The 16,731-nt window shown below is 47.1% G+C and carries 16 protein-coding genes; all 16 read left to right on the top strand.

All coding sequences use genetic code 11. The annotated features are described in order from the left end of the window. Nucleotides 1-10 precede the first annotated feature (10 nt). The 16 genes from BUA14_RS03920 (at nt 11) to BUA14_RS03845 (ending at nt 16,710) form a co-directional block, all read left to right on the top strand. Nucleotides 11-904 carry a DUF6282 family protein gene (locus tag BUA14_RS03920; RefSeq protein ID WP_072771377.1) on the top strand — a complete coding sequence of 298 codons (894 nt, stop codon included), beginning with the start codon at nt 11-13 and terminating at the stop codon, nt 902-904. Nucleotides 905-934: 30 nt separating this feature from the next. Further along, nucleotides 935-2,140 carry an MFS transporter gene (locus BUA14_RS03915; protein ID WP_072771376.1) on the top strand — a complete coding sequence of 402 codons (1,206 nt, stop codon included), beginning with the start codon at nt 935-937 and terminating at the stop codon, nt 2,138-2,140. A gap of 137 nt (nt 2,141-2,277) precedes the next feature. Continuing rightward, nucleotides 2,278-3,822 carry a PucR family transcriptional regulator gene (locus BUA14_RS03910; RefSeq protein WP_072771375.1) on the top strand — a complete coding sequence of 515 codons (1,545 nt, stop codon included), beginning with the start codon at nt 2,278-2,280 and terminating at the stop codon, nt 3,820-3,822. Between the two features lie 206 nt (nt 3,823-4,028). Then, nucleotides 4,029-4,619: a DUF2680 domain-containing protein gene (locus BUA14_RS03905; RefSeq protein WP_072771374.1), complete on the top strand. Its 591-nt coding sequence runs from the start codon at nt 4,029-4,031 to the stop codon at nt 4,617-4,619. 180 nt (nt 4,620-4,799) lie between these two features. Next, nucleotides 4,800-5,588, top strand: coding sequence for a helix-turn-helix domain-containing protein (locus tag BUA14_RS03900; protein WP_072771373.1), 789 nt, complete (start codon nt 4,800-4,802; stop codon nt 5,586-5,588). A gap of 47 nt (nt 5,589-5,635) precedes the next feature. Continuing rightward, nucleotides 5,636-6,355 (top strand): transglutaminase-like domain-containing protein, encoded by a 720-nt coding sequence (locus tag BUA14_RS03895; RefSeq protein WP_072771372.1) that lies wholly within the window; start codon nt 5,636-5,638, stop codon nt 6,353-6,355. Then, on the top strand, nt 6,309-6,851 hold the full coding sequence (locus BUA14_RS03890; RefSeq protein WP_242954539.1) for an ABC transporter permease: 543 nt from the start codon (nt 6,309-6,311) through the stop codon (nt 6,849-6,851). Before BUA14_RS03895 ends, BUA14_RS03890 begins: the two co-directional genes overlap by 47 nt. A 125-nt stretch (nt 6,852-6,976) precedes the next feature. Next, nucleotides 6,977-8,125 carry a hypothetical protein gene (locus BUA14_RS03885; RefSeq protein ID WP_072771371.1) on the top strand — a complete coding sequence of 383 codons (1,149 nt, stop codon included), beginning with the start codon at nt 6,977-6,979 and terminating at the stop codon, nt 8,123-8,125. Between the two features lie 115 nt (nt 8,126-8,240). Further along, nucleotides 8,241-8,423 carry a FaeA/PapI family transcriptional regulator gene (locus BUA14_RS03880; protein ID WP_005813931.1) on the top strand — a complete coding sequence of 61 codons (183 nt, stop codon included), beginning with the start codon at nt 8,241-8,243 and terminating at the stop codon, nt 8,421-8,423. Between the two features lie 193 nt (nt 8,424-8,616). After that, nucleotides 8,617-9,336, top strand: a complete 720-nt coding sequence (locus tag BUA14_RS03875) for a putative ABC transporter permease (RefSeq protein ID WP_072771370.1) — start codon at nt 8,617-8,619, stop codon at nt 9,334-9,336. Beyond that, nucleotides 9,287-9,859 carry an HD domain-containing protein gene (locus tag BUA14_RS03870; RefSeq protein ID WP_084078399.1) on the top strand — a complete coding sequence of 191 codons (573 nt, stop codon included), beginning with the start codon at nt 9,287-9,289 and terminating at the stop codon, nt 9,857-9,859. Before BUA14_RS03875 ends, BUA14_RS03870 begins: the two co-directional genes overlap by 50 nt. Nucleotides 9,860-10,024: 165 nt before the next feature. Continuing rightward, the gene (locus BUA14_RS03865; RefSeq protein ID WP_072771369.1) at nt 10,025-10,798 is read left to right on the top strand and encodes a Uma2 family endonuclease; all 774 of its coding nucleotides are present in this window, start codon (nt 10,025-10,027) and stop codon (nt 10,796-10,798) included. A 128-nt stretch (nt 10,799-10,926) separates the two neighbouring features. After that, nucleotides 10,927-11,508, top strand: coding sequence for a TetR/AcrR family transcriptional regulator (locus BUA14_RS03860; protein ID WP_072771368.1), 582 nt, complete (start codon nt 10,927-10,929; stop codon nt 11,506-11,508). 56 nt (nt 11,509-11,564) lie between these two features. Further along, complete coding sequence (locus BUA14_RS03855; RefSeq protein WP_072771367.1) at nt 11,565-12,815, top strand: methyl-accepting chemotaxis protein; 1,251 nt, start codon at nt 11,565-11,567, stop codon at nt 12,813-12,815. Nucleotides 12,816-13,084: 269 nt separating this feature from the next. Beyond that, nucleotides 13,085-14,818 carry an ABC transporter ATP-binding protein gene (locus BUA14_RS03850; RefSeq protein ID WP_072771366.1) on the top strand — a complete coding sequence of 578 codons (1,734 nt, stop codon included), beginning with the start codon at nt 13,085-13,087 and terminating at the stop codon, nt 14,816-14,818. Then, nucleotides 14,815-16,710 (top strand): ABC transporter ATP-binding protein, encoded by a 1,896-nt coding sequence (locus BUA14_RS03845; RefSeq protein ID WP_072771365.1) that lies wholly within the window; start codon nt 14,815-14,817, stop codon nt 16,708-16,710. Before BUA14_RS03850 ends, BUA14_RS03845 begins: the two co-directional genes overlap by 4 nt. The last annotated feature ends 21 nt before the right edge of the window (nt 16,711-16,731 follow it).

Here is a 16,731-nt window from a genome sequence, read left to right as displayed (position 1 = left end):
GAGTAAGTATATGATTGGCAGAGACATCTTAAAGGGAGTCGTGGATATGCACGTCCACTCCGGACCTTCGGTTGTGACAAGATCCCTGGACACCGGTGAGATGCTGGCTCAGGCGGAGGAAGCCGGCTATAAGGGCTTTGTTGTTAAAGACCACTACATCCCTACGGTCATGTCAGCCCTGATGGTGGAAAAATATCAAAGCCAAAAGGGGACCCGGGTCTTTGGCAGCATCGTTCTGAACAATTCCGTGGGGGTTTTTAATCTCACCATGCTGGATGCAGCCTGCAAAATGGGGGCTAAAGTGGTGTGGATGCCTACCATTGCCTCCCAACGCCATATTGAGTCCCATGCCGCCAAGGGGTTTGTAGGAGCTCAGAGTCTGGTAAGCGGGGAAAAACCCGTTTACTACTTAAACCAGGATGGGAAATTGATTGATGAGGTAATTCAGGTTTTGGATTATCTGGCTGACCATCCAGATCTGATTCTGGCCACCGGACACGGCAGTGTGGCGGAAATTGATCAGCTGATTCCGAAAGCGGTCAGCATGGGGGTTCAGAAAATTATGGTCACCCATCCCTTTTCCACAACCTTGGCCAGTGTGGAGGATGTCAAGCGCTGGGCTGCTCAAGGGGCTTATATCGATGTGTGCGGTGTGGAGTTTGAGCAGGTGCTGCCCACCCTGAGCAGAGTTCCTTTCTCGCTCCTGACGGAGTATCTGAAGGTGGTGCCTCATGATCAGTTGATCCTGAGTTCCGATGCCGGGGCAATGACCAGAAACGGTCCCGTATCGCCGGTGGATCTTTTCTATCGTTTCCTTTCCTTGCTGGTGGAAAACAAAGTTTTGACCGAAACCCAGGTGGACCTGATGGCTAAAAAAACGCCGGCCACGCTTCTGGGCATCTGATTTTGAAATTATGAAGAAAGGGTGGGAATAATGGCAGAAAGAAATAAGGAATTAGTGACTAAAGTTTCGATATTATCTGTTGCATTTCTTCTTTATACCACAAGTATTCTGCAGTCCACGCTTGGCGCTATCGCCAAAGCCTTTCCCGGTACCGACCCGGAAACAGTAAAGCTGCTGCAGTCCATAACCCCTTTGATGATGCTGATCTTTTCCACATTGTGCGGTCAATTGGAGCGCTTTATCAGCAAGAGGAAGATCCTGTTTGCTGCCATGTGCCTGATGGTTATTGGGGGGGTGACCCCAGCCTTCTTTGGCAACAGCTTTGAATTCCTGATCGTGATGAAAGGGGTTTTTGGTGCCGGTTACGGTTTGGCCTTCCCGCTTTCTGCATCCTTGATTGCCGATTTTTTTGACGGCCGCGAACGCTCGAAAATGATGGGCTTTAAAGGTGCGGTCGGCGCAGCTTCCGGTGTGGTTATGTCCATGCTGGGCGGGGTCTTGGCCAATATCCATTGGCGCTATGCTTATCTGGGCTATCTGTTGATTATACCGGTTGCCTTGTTTATTATGTTTACTTTGCCGGAACCTGATAAGTCGGTGAAAAAAGAAAAACCGGCGAAGGGAGAAGGCGCTTCCTGGGGCCGGCTGACTCCCCTGACCTTTATTATTTCTCTGCTCAATATTGGCTTTAACATCATGATGTATACCTTTTTTACCAGCGTGGCGATTGTTATTGTTCTGACCAATGTGGGAAATTCGGCCCAGGCCGGGATGGTGAACTCCATGTATACCGCTTGTGCCTTTGTAGCGGGGCTGCTCTTCGTCTTTGTAAAGCAAATTTTCAAACGGTATACTATCGTCCTTGCCGTTGCCCTGGTAGGAGCGTCCTTTCTGACCATGCTCAACGCCAATTCCTTTCCGCTCTTTATCTTAGGCGGCGTTTTGTTTGGTTTGGGCTTTGGCACCTACAACCCGGAGATGAATCTGCTGGTTATCGGCAGCGCTAAGGAAAAATCGGCGGCTACCCTTGCCATGTCGGTATATGTGGCCGGCCAGGCCATAGGCCAGTTCATATCCCCGATCATCTTAAAATATGCTACGGGGATGCTGGGCCTGGCAGGGCCCAAAGCCGGTTGGATGATCGCTGCCCCGGCACTTCTGGTTGCCAGTGTTGTTTTAATCCTGTTTATTGCTTTGGTTAAGCCTAAGAATAATAATACCCCCATCAATCAATAACAGGGCCTGAAAGGAAAAAATCCCGGTCTTGTCGACTGGGATTTTTTCTACTCTGTCAGACAGGTTGCTGAACTGGTGGTTGGGTGTTAAAATTTTATCGTATGCGCTATTCGGATCAGACGGGAGGAGATTTACAGATGAAGATGGATGTCTTTGCAAGCGCCCTGTCTGCATATGGTCCTCAATTAACCATAGGCTGCAGGGAAAGCGCTTCTTTTAAATCTGTGAAAATTTTTTCGGATCAAGATCGGTTTTTTAACCCGGAAATTTTGTATGCAGGACGAATTTCGGATTTAGGGCGACTGGATTTCCTGCCTCAGGGCATTAATTTTCTTTGTATAGAAGATGAGCCCAATCGAAGGGTGACCTTGGAAAATGCTCATTTGAATTTCATCACAGTTCCTCCTGTCCATGACCTCTGTATAATGGTTAATTTGGCCCAGGACGCTTTAAAAGATTCCCTGAGAGAAGCTTCATGCTGGGAGAAGCTGCTCAGTGCAGTCACTCATAGGGAAAGCGCTCAGAAAATGGTGGATATAGCTGCGGAGTTATTGGGTAATCCGGTTATTTTTTCAGACTCCAGTACCAAACTCATCGCCCGTTCCAACTTTGATCAGGGCGACAGCCTTCTCTGGAGTGAGCACAGCCAATACGGATACTTTAGTTATGAAACCATGCAGTCTGAAAAATATAAACGCATGCTGCAAAAAATGGATAACATCGTCAGACCGGTGTTGTTGGAAAAAGAAATGAGCGACTATGACAGCATTACGGGGAAAGTACTGGTGGATAATATTCTCATCGGGCGTATCTCTGTGCTAAATGCAATCCAGCCTTTTCGGAACGACGATATCGATATTGTCGACCGTCTGTGTCACATTCTTGCTTATCATTTGAGACAGGATAATTTTTATAAATTTGTCAAGGATGCTCGTCGGGAAAGCTTTCTGCGCGATCTGATCGACAACTGTTATTCCGACAAGGAAGAGATTGACCAAAGGAAAATGTCTGTTGGCTTAAAGCTGGATGGGCTTTATTGTGTTCTTGTTGTGGAGATGCGGGATTGGGATAATCCCAATACTCTTCAGAATATCCGTTTCGAAATCAAAGCTTTTCTGCCGCCAGGTAATTCTTTGATCTACAACAATAAAATTGTGTACCTGTTGAATAAGGAGCTTCTCTTCAGTCCTTATTATGATCAGGGACCCTTAATGAAGTATCTGACAGAAAATAAGCTTTCAATTGGGATTAGCAGGAACCTGAAGGATTTAAAAAACCTCCCTGAACTGTATAGGCAATCTGTTGACGCACTGAAAATAGGGGCCTATCTTAACAGTAACGAGCTGATCTATGACTATGATGAGTACGCCTTGTACCATCTTTTTCACTCACTTTCCACTAAAGTCAATATTGGCGGGTTTTGCCACCCTGCCCTTGTCAAATTGATGGAGTACGACCGGAGGAATAAGAGCAATTTTACGAAAACCTTGTATGCCTATCTTAAACAAAACGGCAACCAGTCGGCGACAGCTGCAGAGTTGTATATCCACCGAACTTCGTTGATCTACCGCATCAATAAAATTGAAGAGATCATGGATCTGCCGCTGGATGATGCGCTGATCAGAAGTCATTTATATACTTCTTTTCAAATTATTGAAATTTTAGAAAGAAAAGCATTTTAATAACATTTTTCTTTATATATTTACCAAAAAGGCCTGAGCCCCTAAGCCCCGGGAAGTTCCTCCACTTTTTCAGCAAACTTTCAGTAAGCCTTAAAGAGATACTCAGGTTGCTTTAAGCGTTTTCTCAGCAAAGCAGGGTATGCTGAGAGAGTAGTCTTGACCATGGCGTACATAAAGGGTTAAGACGAAAAAAAGGAGGGAATTCAATGAAGAAAAAACTTATGGCCGGGGTGCTGAGCGCGGTGCTCCTGGCAGCCGGGGCAACCACCGTGCTGGGAGCGGATGCGGTTGATTCCGCCAAGCTGGCAGAAATCAAAAGCCTGACTCAGCAGATGTTTGGAATTCAGCAGCAAATCGTGGACAAAGAAGTGGAAGCCGGTCTCCTGACTCAGGAACAGGCGGATAAACTGAAGGAATCCATCAGCCAGAGGAAGCAGCACAGTGAAGAAGCTCTGGATAAGGGCCAGGTACCGGGACTGGGGCTGGGTCTGGAGAAGCATCACGACACCATGATGTTCAAGGCCGGTGAGCCCCTGACCGAAGAACAGATCGCTGAATGGCTGGAAAAAGCCCAGGCCCGTTTGCAGGAGCAGGAAGAAGCCATGAAAAGTTCCGGAAAGATGACGGATGAGCAGATTGCCGAATGGCTGACCAAGGCTCAGGCCCGCCTGGATGAGCAAAAAGAGGCGATGAAGAACGGTACCTTTGCCCCCGGAGACAAGGGCTTTGGCAAAGGCATGCATGACAGAAAGAGTTTTGACTTACCAAGCAAGGACACTCAAAGCATAGACAGCTAAAATAGCCGGGAGATAAACAGCTAAAATAGCCAAGTCAGAGACAGCTAAGCGTGAATACCCGGGGCAAAACGGATCGATGATCATGTTTTGTCCCGGGTTTATTGCTTGCGGGAGGATATCCAAAAGGCATAAGCGAAAGTATATGTTTAAGTCGGCATAGTTGAGAACGTAGGTGGCACCATGAATTGCATTATCAAATACGGAAGAAATGTTGGGGCGATATCAGATCGGGTGGAAGCGGATTCCCATAAACATTGGCTGTTGCAGCTGTTTCTTTCCATTGAAGAGGAACTGGACATTAAAGTCAAGGGACAGCTTATTCCTTGCCATGCCCTGCTGGTCAACATGGATACGGAGCATGCCTTCAACACCGGAGGCAATATCCATTTTACAATGCTGATTGACCCGACTACAGAGCTAGGGCGCGCCATGAGGCAGCTGCTGATAGGACAGAGTTTTTATGTTTTGCCCCAGGCGGATATAGCTGTGCTGCAGCAGGCTTTTCGCAAAGCCCTTGCCCGGAGGGAGCATAGTACCCTTCTGTCCTTTGTGCAGAGTCTTGCCGCTTATTTTACTTCTAACGATAGGGTAGCTGATAGAGTGCTTGATAAAGGAGCTGATAGAAGGGCTTTCGATGAGCGGATCATCAGAGTTTTGGAGCTTCTGGCTTGCTGTGCGGATGATGATGAGAGCCATCAGCTTAAGTATTTTTCTCAGGAAACTTATCTTTCGGAAAGCCGTTTAGCCCATTTGTTCAAAGATGAAACAGGCATACCCTTGAAAAGCTATCTGGTTTTGCATAAATTGCAACGAGCTTATGAGTCCATCTTTGATGGGGAAACCATCACAACGGCAGCACTCAGAGCCGGATTTGACAGTCCGTCCCATCTGGCCTATACCAATAAAATGATGACGGGCATGTCGGCTACCAGCATCATCAAAGACAGCGCGTTTTTGAAAGTTTTCTGATCAGTATTCCGGTAATGTGTAATCAAACAGTCAAGGAGGATTGCACAATGAATCAATACTTGCAGGAAACCAACATGCTGAATTTCCGTCACAGCTCTATACAGAGCTTGATTGAAGAAAAACAATGGGCAAATGAAGAGTGTTTTCATAAGATCCGGAAAATCTACGATTTTGTCCGGGACGACATCGCCTTTGGCTATAATCGGGATGACACGATTCCGGCCTCCGAGGTGCTGAAGGATGGCTATGGTCAGTGCAATACCAAAGGAACCCTCTTGATGGCTCTCTTGAGAGGGGTAGGAGTGCCCTGCCGGATTCACGGCTTTACCATTGATAAGCAATTGCAGAAAGGGGCTATGACAGGACTGATTTACAGACTGGCTCCCCGGAACATTGTGCATAGCTGGGTTGAGATCCACTATGGGGGGCAGTGGTATAACTTAGAGGGATTCATTCTGGATAAGGATTATTTAAAAAAGCTCCAGAAGAAATTCTCTGCGAGTGAAGGGAGCTTTTGCGGGTATGGGGCCGCCACCGACAACTTGCAAAACCCCCAAATCGACTGGAATGTCAATGACACTTATATTCAAAAAGAAGGGATCAACCAGGATTTCGGGGTGTTTGACTCCCCGGATGAATTCCTGGCGATCCATCATCAGCAGTTATCCCTGCTGAGAAAGTGGGCCTATCAAAACATCGGGCGTAAATTGATGAATCGCAATGTGGAAAAAATCCGCTCCCATTCAGGTCAGGATAGGCCTGCCTAAGGCCGATGCCTGGCTGTACCAGCAGGGGGTCTTGTCGCTAAAGCCGTGGTATTCTTTAGCCGATGGGATGATCATTACCTTAACGTCTATACTGTTAGCCATGGTCAGTGCCTTTCTGCTGCTTGAAGAAAGGGATGAAGGAACCGGGGCTTATTATCAAATAACTCCTCTGGAGGGATATACTTATCTGGCGGCGAGGATAGGTTTACCGATGGTGTGGTCTTTTCTTTGCCTGCTCATGGTCACCATGCTTTGCGGCATAGCCCATCTCACCTTGGTACAGATCCTCGCCGCCGGGTTGCTCAGCACCTTAATGGGGGCTGCGCTGGCGATGATGGTGGTGTCCTTAGCCGGCAACCAGGTTGAGGGCCTGGCCATATCCAAACTGACCGGTCTTAACATGCTGGGATTATTGATGGTCTGGTTTGTCCCGAGGCCTTATCAATACCTGGGGGCCTTTCTGCCAGGTTATTGCTTGTCAGCCTGGCCGGGATAGGGCTGAAGGGTAATTGAGAATGAAGCTGGAATAAGCAGGAATATAAGGAAGGACTGGAGAATCATTGTAAAAATCAAGAAGATAGGTTGGGATGGGCAAAGCTGTAAAAAGCGGGGGAGGTACACATGAAACAACAAATCTCATTGGATGATTTGAACAGGGTAGAAGTGAACGATCAGCCTGGACGCACCGCCTTCATAAAAGAGTGGGGGGATTTCGGATTCGATTTCGGCCAAGAGGATACTTCTAAGTTCTACATTGTGTGTGCGGTCATCGTGGCCAACTCAGCTATCCCTCAGTTGGAAAAATCCCTGGAGAAGATCGGCTTCACTGAGGAAGAGCAACTGCGGGTCAAGGTTTTAAATGAGCTGATCTCCCTGGACTTTAATCTGATTTTTTTAATTGCCGATAAAGGCCGTTTCTTTCGGGATGTCCCCGTGACCAACTTTAAAGGGGCCTTTGTCAAGCATCTTTATGATCAGCTCTATAAAAATCTGTACCATGCTTATCCGAAACTGCAGATTGCGGAAGAGGAAACAGGACTTTCTGAATTTCAGGCCGGATTCAAGGACTATGTCAGAAGGGAGCGGCCGGTACAGAATCTGTTTGACCAATATGATTTTGATTTCGTGGCCGGCCGGCACGGCGGACCGGCGCAACTGGCAGAATGGCTCAGCGGAACGGTGGGCAAACAGTTCCATGGAGAAAATACTGGGGATTATCTGAATATCCTCTATTGGAAAATCCTCAACATTGAAAAGATTCCCGGTGACAATGCTGTGAACCTGAATCCCGCCGCCGACAACAGCCGCTTCAACCAAGAGATTGCCAACCTGGCTTTCCGCAAGGCCAGAGGGTATATCCGCGAACACGAGAGGGATGGGGAGCTGGAGAAACGCCTCCAGGTCAGCTTTCTCAAGTATTTGATCTTTGAGGCTCAGTACGGCAATCCCTATAAATTCATTACTTCGAAGCAGATCTTGTCCGTGCTTTCTAGATATGCAGATACCCGGCTCAGCAAGGATTTTTTGTATCGGAAAATCGTCGCCCCCTTAAGGGATGCCCGGGTCGTTCTGGCCAGCAGTCCTCAAGGTTATAAACTGCCCATCAGCGTTGAGGATATATCCGCCTACCTGCAGCAGACCAACTCCATCATCGCCCCCATGCTGCACCGCATGGGACTTTGCCGTGAAGTAATCCTGCAGCAGACCGGCGGCAAGCTGGATGTATTGGCGGAGGATGAGTTTTTGAAGTATCAGAAGTATTTTGATTGATGTCCACACGCTTCATTTGGGAAATGCTTAAGCCTTGTGTTATAATATTCCATAATTACAGCAGTCGGATTCAAGCGAAGCAATCTCAAAAAACGAAAAGACAGGGGGACTTCAAATGGATAATTATAAGGCCGTTTTGGACTTCTTCGCCAAGGCTGAGCAACCGGCCCGCACCGGAGATGTGGCAGAAGCCACAGGGATTGATAAAAAAGAGGTTGAAAAGGTTATGAATACCCTCAAGAAAGAGGAGAAAATCGTTTCACCAAAAAGATGCTTTTGGGAAATCAATAAAGCCTAGACAGATAAGCAATCACTCCCTCAGACTGAAGTTCTGAGGGAGTGTAATTTTTGTGGGGGGGAAGAGAGTTCAAATGTTGCACCGGTGCACCATTTGAATCTCCGGCAGTTTTATGTTAAAATCAATTCGTACATACGTCCGAATTAAATTTCCATAATACAAAAGCTGCGTAAAAAGAAAGGAAACCGGAGTTATGAATTACTTGGATATCTTTTTGCTCTTCGCTTGTTATTCCTGTTTAGGATGGATTATGGAAACGATCTATGCCAGTATTACGCACAAGAAATTTGTCAATCGGGGATTTTTAAATGGATTCTTTTGTCCCATCTATGGTTTGGGCGCCGTTTTAATTATAGTATCTTCAATCTGGGTGGGAACGGTTTTCTCCGGTGCCTTAGCAGCAGGTACCGTCAGCGTTGTTGTGGCGGTCATCCTTGTCACGGCTCTTGAATACATTACCGGGTTCATACTGGAAAAAGTATTTCATTGCAAATGGTGGGATTACAGTGAAGATTTTGCTAATCTCCACGGCTATATTTGCCTGAAGTACTCCCTTTTGTGGGGAGTGCTGGCCTTGGTTCTGCTGCAAGTCGTTCATCCCGGGATCGCCGGGCTGCTTCTCTTCATACCGTCTGAGATCAAAATAGCTCTCTCCGCGTTGCTCTTTGTCTATTTCCTCGTCGACACAATTAAATCCGTAGCCGATACTTTAGATTTACGCAATGCCATCTTAAACCACAGCAGCTTTCCACTGCTCAAATACTATGAGAAAATTCTTCGTTACAGGCGCATTTTTCAGGCTTTCCCACGCCTGCTCATTCTAAATGCCGACATCATCAATCGTGATGTAAGGAGCATCCTCAATGAAAAAGTGGATAAGATCAAGACTGAGCTCAAGAGCAAATTTCAATAGTTTGGCTGAATACAAAGAGTGCCTTCAGGATGTGTTGGATCATGAATCAGTCCTGATGATGGAAGACTTCATCCAGCATGGCCGGACCACCTGCCTGGAACACAGTTTGTTCGTATCCTACACTGGATACAAAATCTGCAGGCTGCTGGGACTTGATTGGCGTTCCGCCGCCAGAGGAGGAATGCTGCATGATTTCTTCCTGTATGACTGGCATACCACCAAACCGGACAATGGTTTGCACGGGTTTACCCATCCCCTGGCGGCTCTGGAAAATGCCTATGAGTTTTTTGAATTAAATGATCGGGAAAAGGACATTATCCTTAAGCACATGTGGCCTTTAACGGTGACGCCCCCCAAATATAAAGAAGCGCTCATCATAGCTCTGATCGATAAATACTGGGCGTTGTTGGAAACCCTCCGGCTGGGAAAAGAAATAAGAAGCGGCAGCCTGAAGAAGAAGTTATATAATCAATGGGAGGTTCCGGAAAAGCTGACTCATGTTAGGGAAGAATTGACGGAATAAGCAATGGGGATTTTTCTGCCATTGCTTGTTTTTTAGATCGGTGCTTTAAAATGTTTTATAGTTCAAGGCAGGGGATTTATTAAGTTTATTTTAATTGATCATAATTGATTATGGTTATTTTTGGTTGTATAATTATTAGTGATAAAGGATGAGGGAGGCGACTCTATGGGTAGCTTGCTGACGGCCCAGGAAGTGGCGGAAATGCTGAACTTGTCGGTGGATACAGTCTGGAGATATACCCGGCAAAAGAGGATACCTGTTATGGAGTTGGGCAAAAAACAATACCGCTATGAAAAAGAGGCTGTGCTGGCGGCTCTGACCACGGGCAAGATACCTGCAGAAGACCTGCTTGTTAAAGAAGAAACCCTTGGTTACGCTAAACAGGGCGAATATACATATGAAGATTATGTCAGGATTCCGGATGAACCAGGCTATCGGTTCGAAGTGCTGGAAGGGATGTTGATCAGGGAACCGTCACCGACCACCCATCATCAGAGGGTTGTGTTTGCTTTGTCCCGGCAGTTGGCTGATTTTTTTGAATGCTTTGATCCGGAGGGTGAACTGTTTATTGCGCCTCTGGATATTACCTTGACTTCCAGGAATGTAGTGCAGCCGGACATCCTTTTTATCTCCGGCAGCCGCAGGAGCATCATGCGTCCGGAGCGTATTGACGGACCCTGTGATCTGGTGGTGGAAGTCATGTCACCCTCCAATCGCCGGAAAGACCGTCTCCGCAAGTTGGAGATTTACCGTCGGGCAGGGATTCCTCATTACTGGCTCGTTGATCCTGAAGAGAATACCTTGGAAGCTTTTATGCTTAAAGATGAGCGTTATGTTCTGGCAGTTGCCGGTGGACCGGGGGATATGTTTGACCATCCTGATTTCCCTGGCTTGGACCTGGATTTGATAAAGGTATTTTACAAGCCAGCGTACGAATGAGGGCTCAGATCAAGGGTAAATATAATTGCGCAGGCAATTGACTCTCTGGCAGCTCCATGCTAAGCTTAATTCGTACGTACGTCCGAATTAAGTCTGTAGTGTTTAAAAACCATCCGGAGGAGCGGAAAATGATGGAGAAGAAAGAAATCGGTCAGTCCGAAAAAATCCTCAATGCAGCTGTTCTATGTATATCGACAAAGGGCTATGCCAGTGTATCCCTGCGGGATATAGCCGATGAGGCCGGGGTCGTCTTGAGTCAGGTCAATTATTACTATAAAAACAAAGAGGGACTATTCATTGAGGTCATCAGGGCTTTGGCTCAACGCTATTTGCAGGAATTAGAAGATAAATTAAGTCAAGGCAAATCAGAAGAAGAGAAAAGGGCCTGCCTGATCGAGTTTTTTCAGGACACGCTTCTCAAGAATCCGGGATTGTTCAAGCTGCTCTTTGATGTGACCAGCATGGCTCTTTGGTCCGATACCTTCAGGGAACCTCTTCGCCAGCTTTTCGACGACTCTACAGCATTAATTGAAAAATACATTATCAAGAATATTGCCCCAACACAAAATAGTAACGGCTATTCGCCGTCAGTATTATCCAGGATTACTCTGGGTGCTTTATTTGGTACTTCCATTCATATCATGCTGGCGGGGGAGCCAAAAGATGCTGTAGCATCATTGTCTGCTATAAAGGTTTTATTAAGCAATTAGGTGTTTATCAGCAATTAAAATGTTTTTTAGCAATGAACTATGAAAGGAAATTTAAAATGAATTACAAAAAATTTATAGGCAATTTTAAATTTATCTCATTCATGGTCAATCTCTTATTGAGCCTGGGTTTAGGGGTTATTCTTTGGCGAATTCTTGATATTTGGTACATTATCCCTTTGCTTTTGCTGATCGGCACCGTCGGTTACGGCATCATTGCTATTTTCTCAGGTTTTGCCAACAAAAAATTGTTAGCTAAATTTGAAAAGCAAATCCTTCAGTTCAGAGAAGGGGATTATTCCAGCCTGGCGGAATTTAAGGATCTTGGCTTTATCGGTAAAATCTCTTCATCCTTTAATGAGATTATTGAAGACATTCGGGGGTTAATTACGAGCTTTGTCAAGGTTTTTCATGCCATTATTCAAATTTCCAAGGAAACCAGAAGCAAAGCTGAAGAAGCCTTATGCTCAGTTGGACAGATTTCCGAATCCATTGAAGAAGTTGCCAAGGGCGCTTCCAGGCAGGCCGATGAGGTTCAGTACGGGGTAGAGAAAATGGAAAACCTCTCCCAGGAAATCGAATTATTGTCGGACCGTTTCGACGGAGTAAGCGACGATACAAAAGACATCAAACAATTGAACAGCGTCGGGCTTCAGTCGGTCAACCTTCTTCAGGAAAAATCCCTGGAAACCAATGCCGCCCTGGCACAGATTTATCAAACCATCGAGAGCCTGACCAACTCCACTAAGAATATTGAGCAGCTTCTGGAGTCTGTGGAAGGTATTGCTGAACAAACCAATTTGCTGGCCTTAAATGCGGCGATTGAAGCAGCCCGGGCCGGTGAATCCGGGCGGGGATTTGCCGTAGTGGCGGAGGAGATCAGGAAATTAGCCGAGCAAAGCCGGGTATCCACTGTGGAAATCGGCAGCTTGGTACACACTATCCAAAATCAGTCAACCCTGACTATCGCTTCCATGCAGCGGGTTCAGGCTGTCTCCCGGGAACAGAATGAGGCTGTCCTCCATACCAATGACGCTTTCCAAAATATCACCGCAGCCACCGAATCGATAAGTTCGAAAATCGCCATGATCCAGCAAGGGATGACCTCAATTCAGAATCATCGCCATGAGGTCTTAAAGGTTATTGAGAATATTTCCGCCGTTACGATAGAAGCTGCTGCTTCAAGTGAAGAAATCGCTGCCGCAGCCGGCAGTCAGGTATCCATATTGGAAGAGATGAATGAAGTTACCCGTAAATTAGATGAAATTACCCAAGAACTTGATGTGAAACTGAAAAAATATAAGCTGTAGTATACTGAAATGATCGGTATAATCATGCTGCTCATTTTTGAAACGCCTCGCAGGGGCGTTTTTTATTGTTTTTTTAACCTAAAAATTTACAGATCTTAACCCGTTGACAAAAGAAGATAAGGACATTAAACTTGACTATGTTAATTATTAAGTTAATTAACTTTTAACATACTTACCGAATAGCCCGTAAGTACTGCCAAGAAAACTCTGCGACATTATCAATGCTAATAATTGGACAAATTACCTGACCATGGGGTGGAGGAGGTTATATGGTTAACTTAGTTAAGTATTTAAGATCCTATTACGGGTTTATTCTTGGTGCCGTTGCCTTACTGTTTTTACAAGCCAACTGTGATTTGGCTTTACCGGATTATATGTCGGATATCGTCAATACCGGAGTTATGACAGGAAATACGAATTATATCTTGAAAACGGGGGCGATCATGCTCCTGATCACGCTTTTGGGAACGGCTGCTTCCGTGATGGTGGGCTATTTTGCTGCGCGTACGGCAGCAGGGGTCGCCCGGGATTTGCGTTCGGGCGTTTTTAAGAAAGTCGAGCAATTCACTCATGCTGAGTTCGATCATTTCTCCACGGCTTCCTTAATTACACGGACGACCAACGATATCACCCAATTGCAAACCGTGTTAGTCATGATGATCCGACTGGTGTTTTATGCTCCGATTCTGGGAGTGGGCGGGGTCATCAAAGCTATTTCCAGCAGTTCGTCCATGTCCTGGATTATCGGGATTGCCGTTCTCTGTCTCATCGGGGTCGTGGTCATCCTATTTATCGTGGTCATCCCCAAGTTTAAACTCATTCAATCCCTGATCGACCGCCTGAATTTGGTGGCTCGGGAAAACATCGAAGGCATGCTGGTGATCCGGGCCTTCAACACCCAAAAGTTCGAGGGCGCCCGCTTTGACAAAGCCAACCGGGATCTGCTGGAGACGAACCTTTTCGTCAACCGGGCTATGGCCCTGATGATGCCGGTCATGATGCTGATTATGAATCTGGTCACGGTGATTATCGTTTGGGTAGGGGCCAAACATGTCTCAGCCTTGCAAATGGGTATCGGGGACATGATGGCCTATATGCAATATGCCATGCAGATCATTATGGCCTTTTTAATGATGTCCATGATGTTTATTATGTTTCCCCGGGCAGCGGTGGCGGCGGATCGGATTGCAGAGGTTCTGGAGAAAGAGGAAAGCATTACCGACCCTGAGGAACCGGTCCCTTTCCGGGAAGATTTTCAGCCGACGATTGAATTCCGGAATGTGGGCTTTGCTTACCCCGGAGGGGAGGACGCTGTCCTGCATAACATTAATTTCGTTGCCCCAACAGGTCAGACCACAGCCATTATCGGCTCTACAGGCAGCGGTAAATCCACCCTGCTGAATCTGCTCATGCGTTTCTATGATGTAACTGCCGGTGAAATCCTGGTGGACGGCCAGGATATCCGCACCGTCACCCGGCGATCCCTGCGGGAAAAGATCGGTTATATTCCCCAAAAGAGCACTCTTTTCTCGGGTTCCATCCGCTCCAACCTATCCTATGGAGATAAAAAGGCCACCCAGGAGACCTTAGCCAAGGCAGCCGAGATTGCCCAGGCTACCGAATTTATCGCGGCCAAGGAAGAAGGCTATGACTCGGTCATCGCCCAGGGCGGCACCAATGTTTCCGGAGGCCAAAGGCAGCGTCTGTCCATCGCCAGAGCTTTGGTAAAAAATGCACCAATCTACCTTTTTGATGACAGCTTTTCCGCCCTTGATCTGAAGACCGATCAGAACTTGCGGGCGGCTTTGCAGCGGGAAACCGGGACCAGCACGATCCTTTTGGTAGCCCAGCGGGTCAGTACGATTATGAATGCCGAACAAATTATTGTCTTGGACAATGGCCGTATTGTAGGTAAAGGGACTCACAATGAACTCTTGCAAACATGCGAAGTCTATCAGGAAATCGCCTATTCGCAATTAAGTGAGGAGGAACTGGCGAGATGAGTGCTGCAGAAAAACAAACAGGCTCCGGGCCTGGTCGTCAGGGTCCGGGGGGAGGCAGAGGATTTTTTGGCGGTCCCCCCGGAGGGCCTGGCGGACCTGGCGGGGGCGAGAAAGCCAGGGATTTTAATAAAACACTCCGCACCTTGACGGGATATTTAACTCCCCATAAGACAACGATTTCCATCGTGGTTTTCTTTGCGCTCTTCTCCACTGTATTCACGATTGTCGGACCAAAATTATTGGGTAAAGTCACCACGAAACTGGCGGAGGGGTTATTCGCCTGGTATAACCAGACGGGACTTCTGACCGATTTCAATTATATCGGTAAAATTATTGGGGTCTTGGTGGTGCTTTATGTAATCTCCTCCATCTGCTCCTATGTTCAAGGGTACCTGATGTCCGGGGTGGCCATGGATGTCACTTACCGGTTGCGCAAAGAGATTTCGGAGAAAATGAGCCGAGTTCCTTTGAATTATTATGATACGAGAAACCATGGGGAGGTCCTGTCCAGGATCACCAATGATGTGGATCTGATTAACCAGACTCTCAATCAGAGTTTAAATCAAATCATCACTTCAGCGGCCAGCATTGTCGGTATTTTGATCATGATGCTGTCCATCAGCTGGATGATGACCGTGGCCGCATTGCTGGTTATCCCCTTATCCCTGGGGATTGTGGGTGTGGTGATTAAACGCTCTCAGCGCTTCTTCAGGGAACAGCAACACTCCCTGGGCGAGCTCAACGGCCATATTGAGGAAATGTACGGCGGCCACACTATTGTGCAGGCCTTTAATGGGGAAGCGGAGTCCGTGGCCCTTTTTGAACGGGTCAACGATCAACTCTATCATTCGGCCTGGAAATCCCAATTTGTCACCAGCATTATGATGCCGGTGATGAGTTTCGTAGGCAACCTGGGTTACGTGGTGGTCAGTATTCTCGGCGGCTACCTGGCTGTTAAACGGGTCGTGGACATCGGGGACATTCAAGCTTTCATTCAATATATGCGTTCCTTTACCCAGCCCATAGCCCAGCTCTCTTCCATCTCCAATACCCTGCAATCCACAGCGGCAGCGGCGGAACGGGTCTTTGAATTTTTGGCGGAAGGGGAAGAAACCCCGGAAACAGCTCATCCGGTCACCTTGGATCAGTTCAGCGGCCATGTCCGTTTTGAGCATGTGAGTTTTGGCTACAGCAAGGATAAACAAATTATTCATGACTTCTCCGCGGACATCAAAGCCGGTCAGAGAGTCGCCATTGTCGGCCCCACAGGGGCTGGCAAGACCACGATCATGAAACTTTTAATGCGCTTCTATGAAATCGACGGTGGCAGAATCCTGATCAGCGATCATGACATTTATGACTTCAGCCGCCATGACCTGCGTTCCTTGTTTGGTATGGTGCTCCAGGATACCTGGCTCTATAATGCTTCGATTAAGGAAAATATTCGCTACGGTACCTTTGCAGCAACGGATGAAGAAGTCATGGAAGCAGCTAAGGCGGCCCATTGCGATGAGTTTATCCGTGCTTTGCCGGGGGGCTATGATATGGTTCTCAATGAAGAATCCAGCAATATCTCTCAGGGACAGAAGCAGTTGTTCACCATTGCCCGGGCCATCCTGGCCGACCCGAAGATTTTGATCTTAGACGAGGCCACCAGCTCTGTGGACACCCGGACGGAAATATTGATTCAAAAAGCGATGGAAAATTTAATGCGCAACCGGACCAGTTTCGTGATTGCCCACAGGCTCTCCACGATCCGGGATGCGGACATGATTTTAGTATTAAAAGACGGCGATATCGTGGAACAAGGAAATCACGAGGAACTGTTAGCTCAGAATGGATTCTATGCCGATCTCTATCAGAGCCAGTTTGAAGAGGCCGAAGCAGTTTAAGATTCCCTGGGATTGAAAAAA

The sequence above is a fragment of the Desulfitobacterium chlororespirans DSM 11544 genome, assembly GCF_900143285.1.
GTDB lineage: Bacteria > Bacillota > Desulfitobacteriia > Desulfitobacteriales > Desulfitobacteriaceae > Desulfitobacterium > Desulfitobacterium chlororespirans.
The sequence above is the reverse complement of the archived record's forward strand: the minus strand, read 5'-3'. Positions and strand labels throughout refer to the sequence as shown.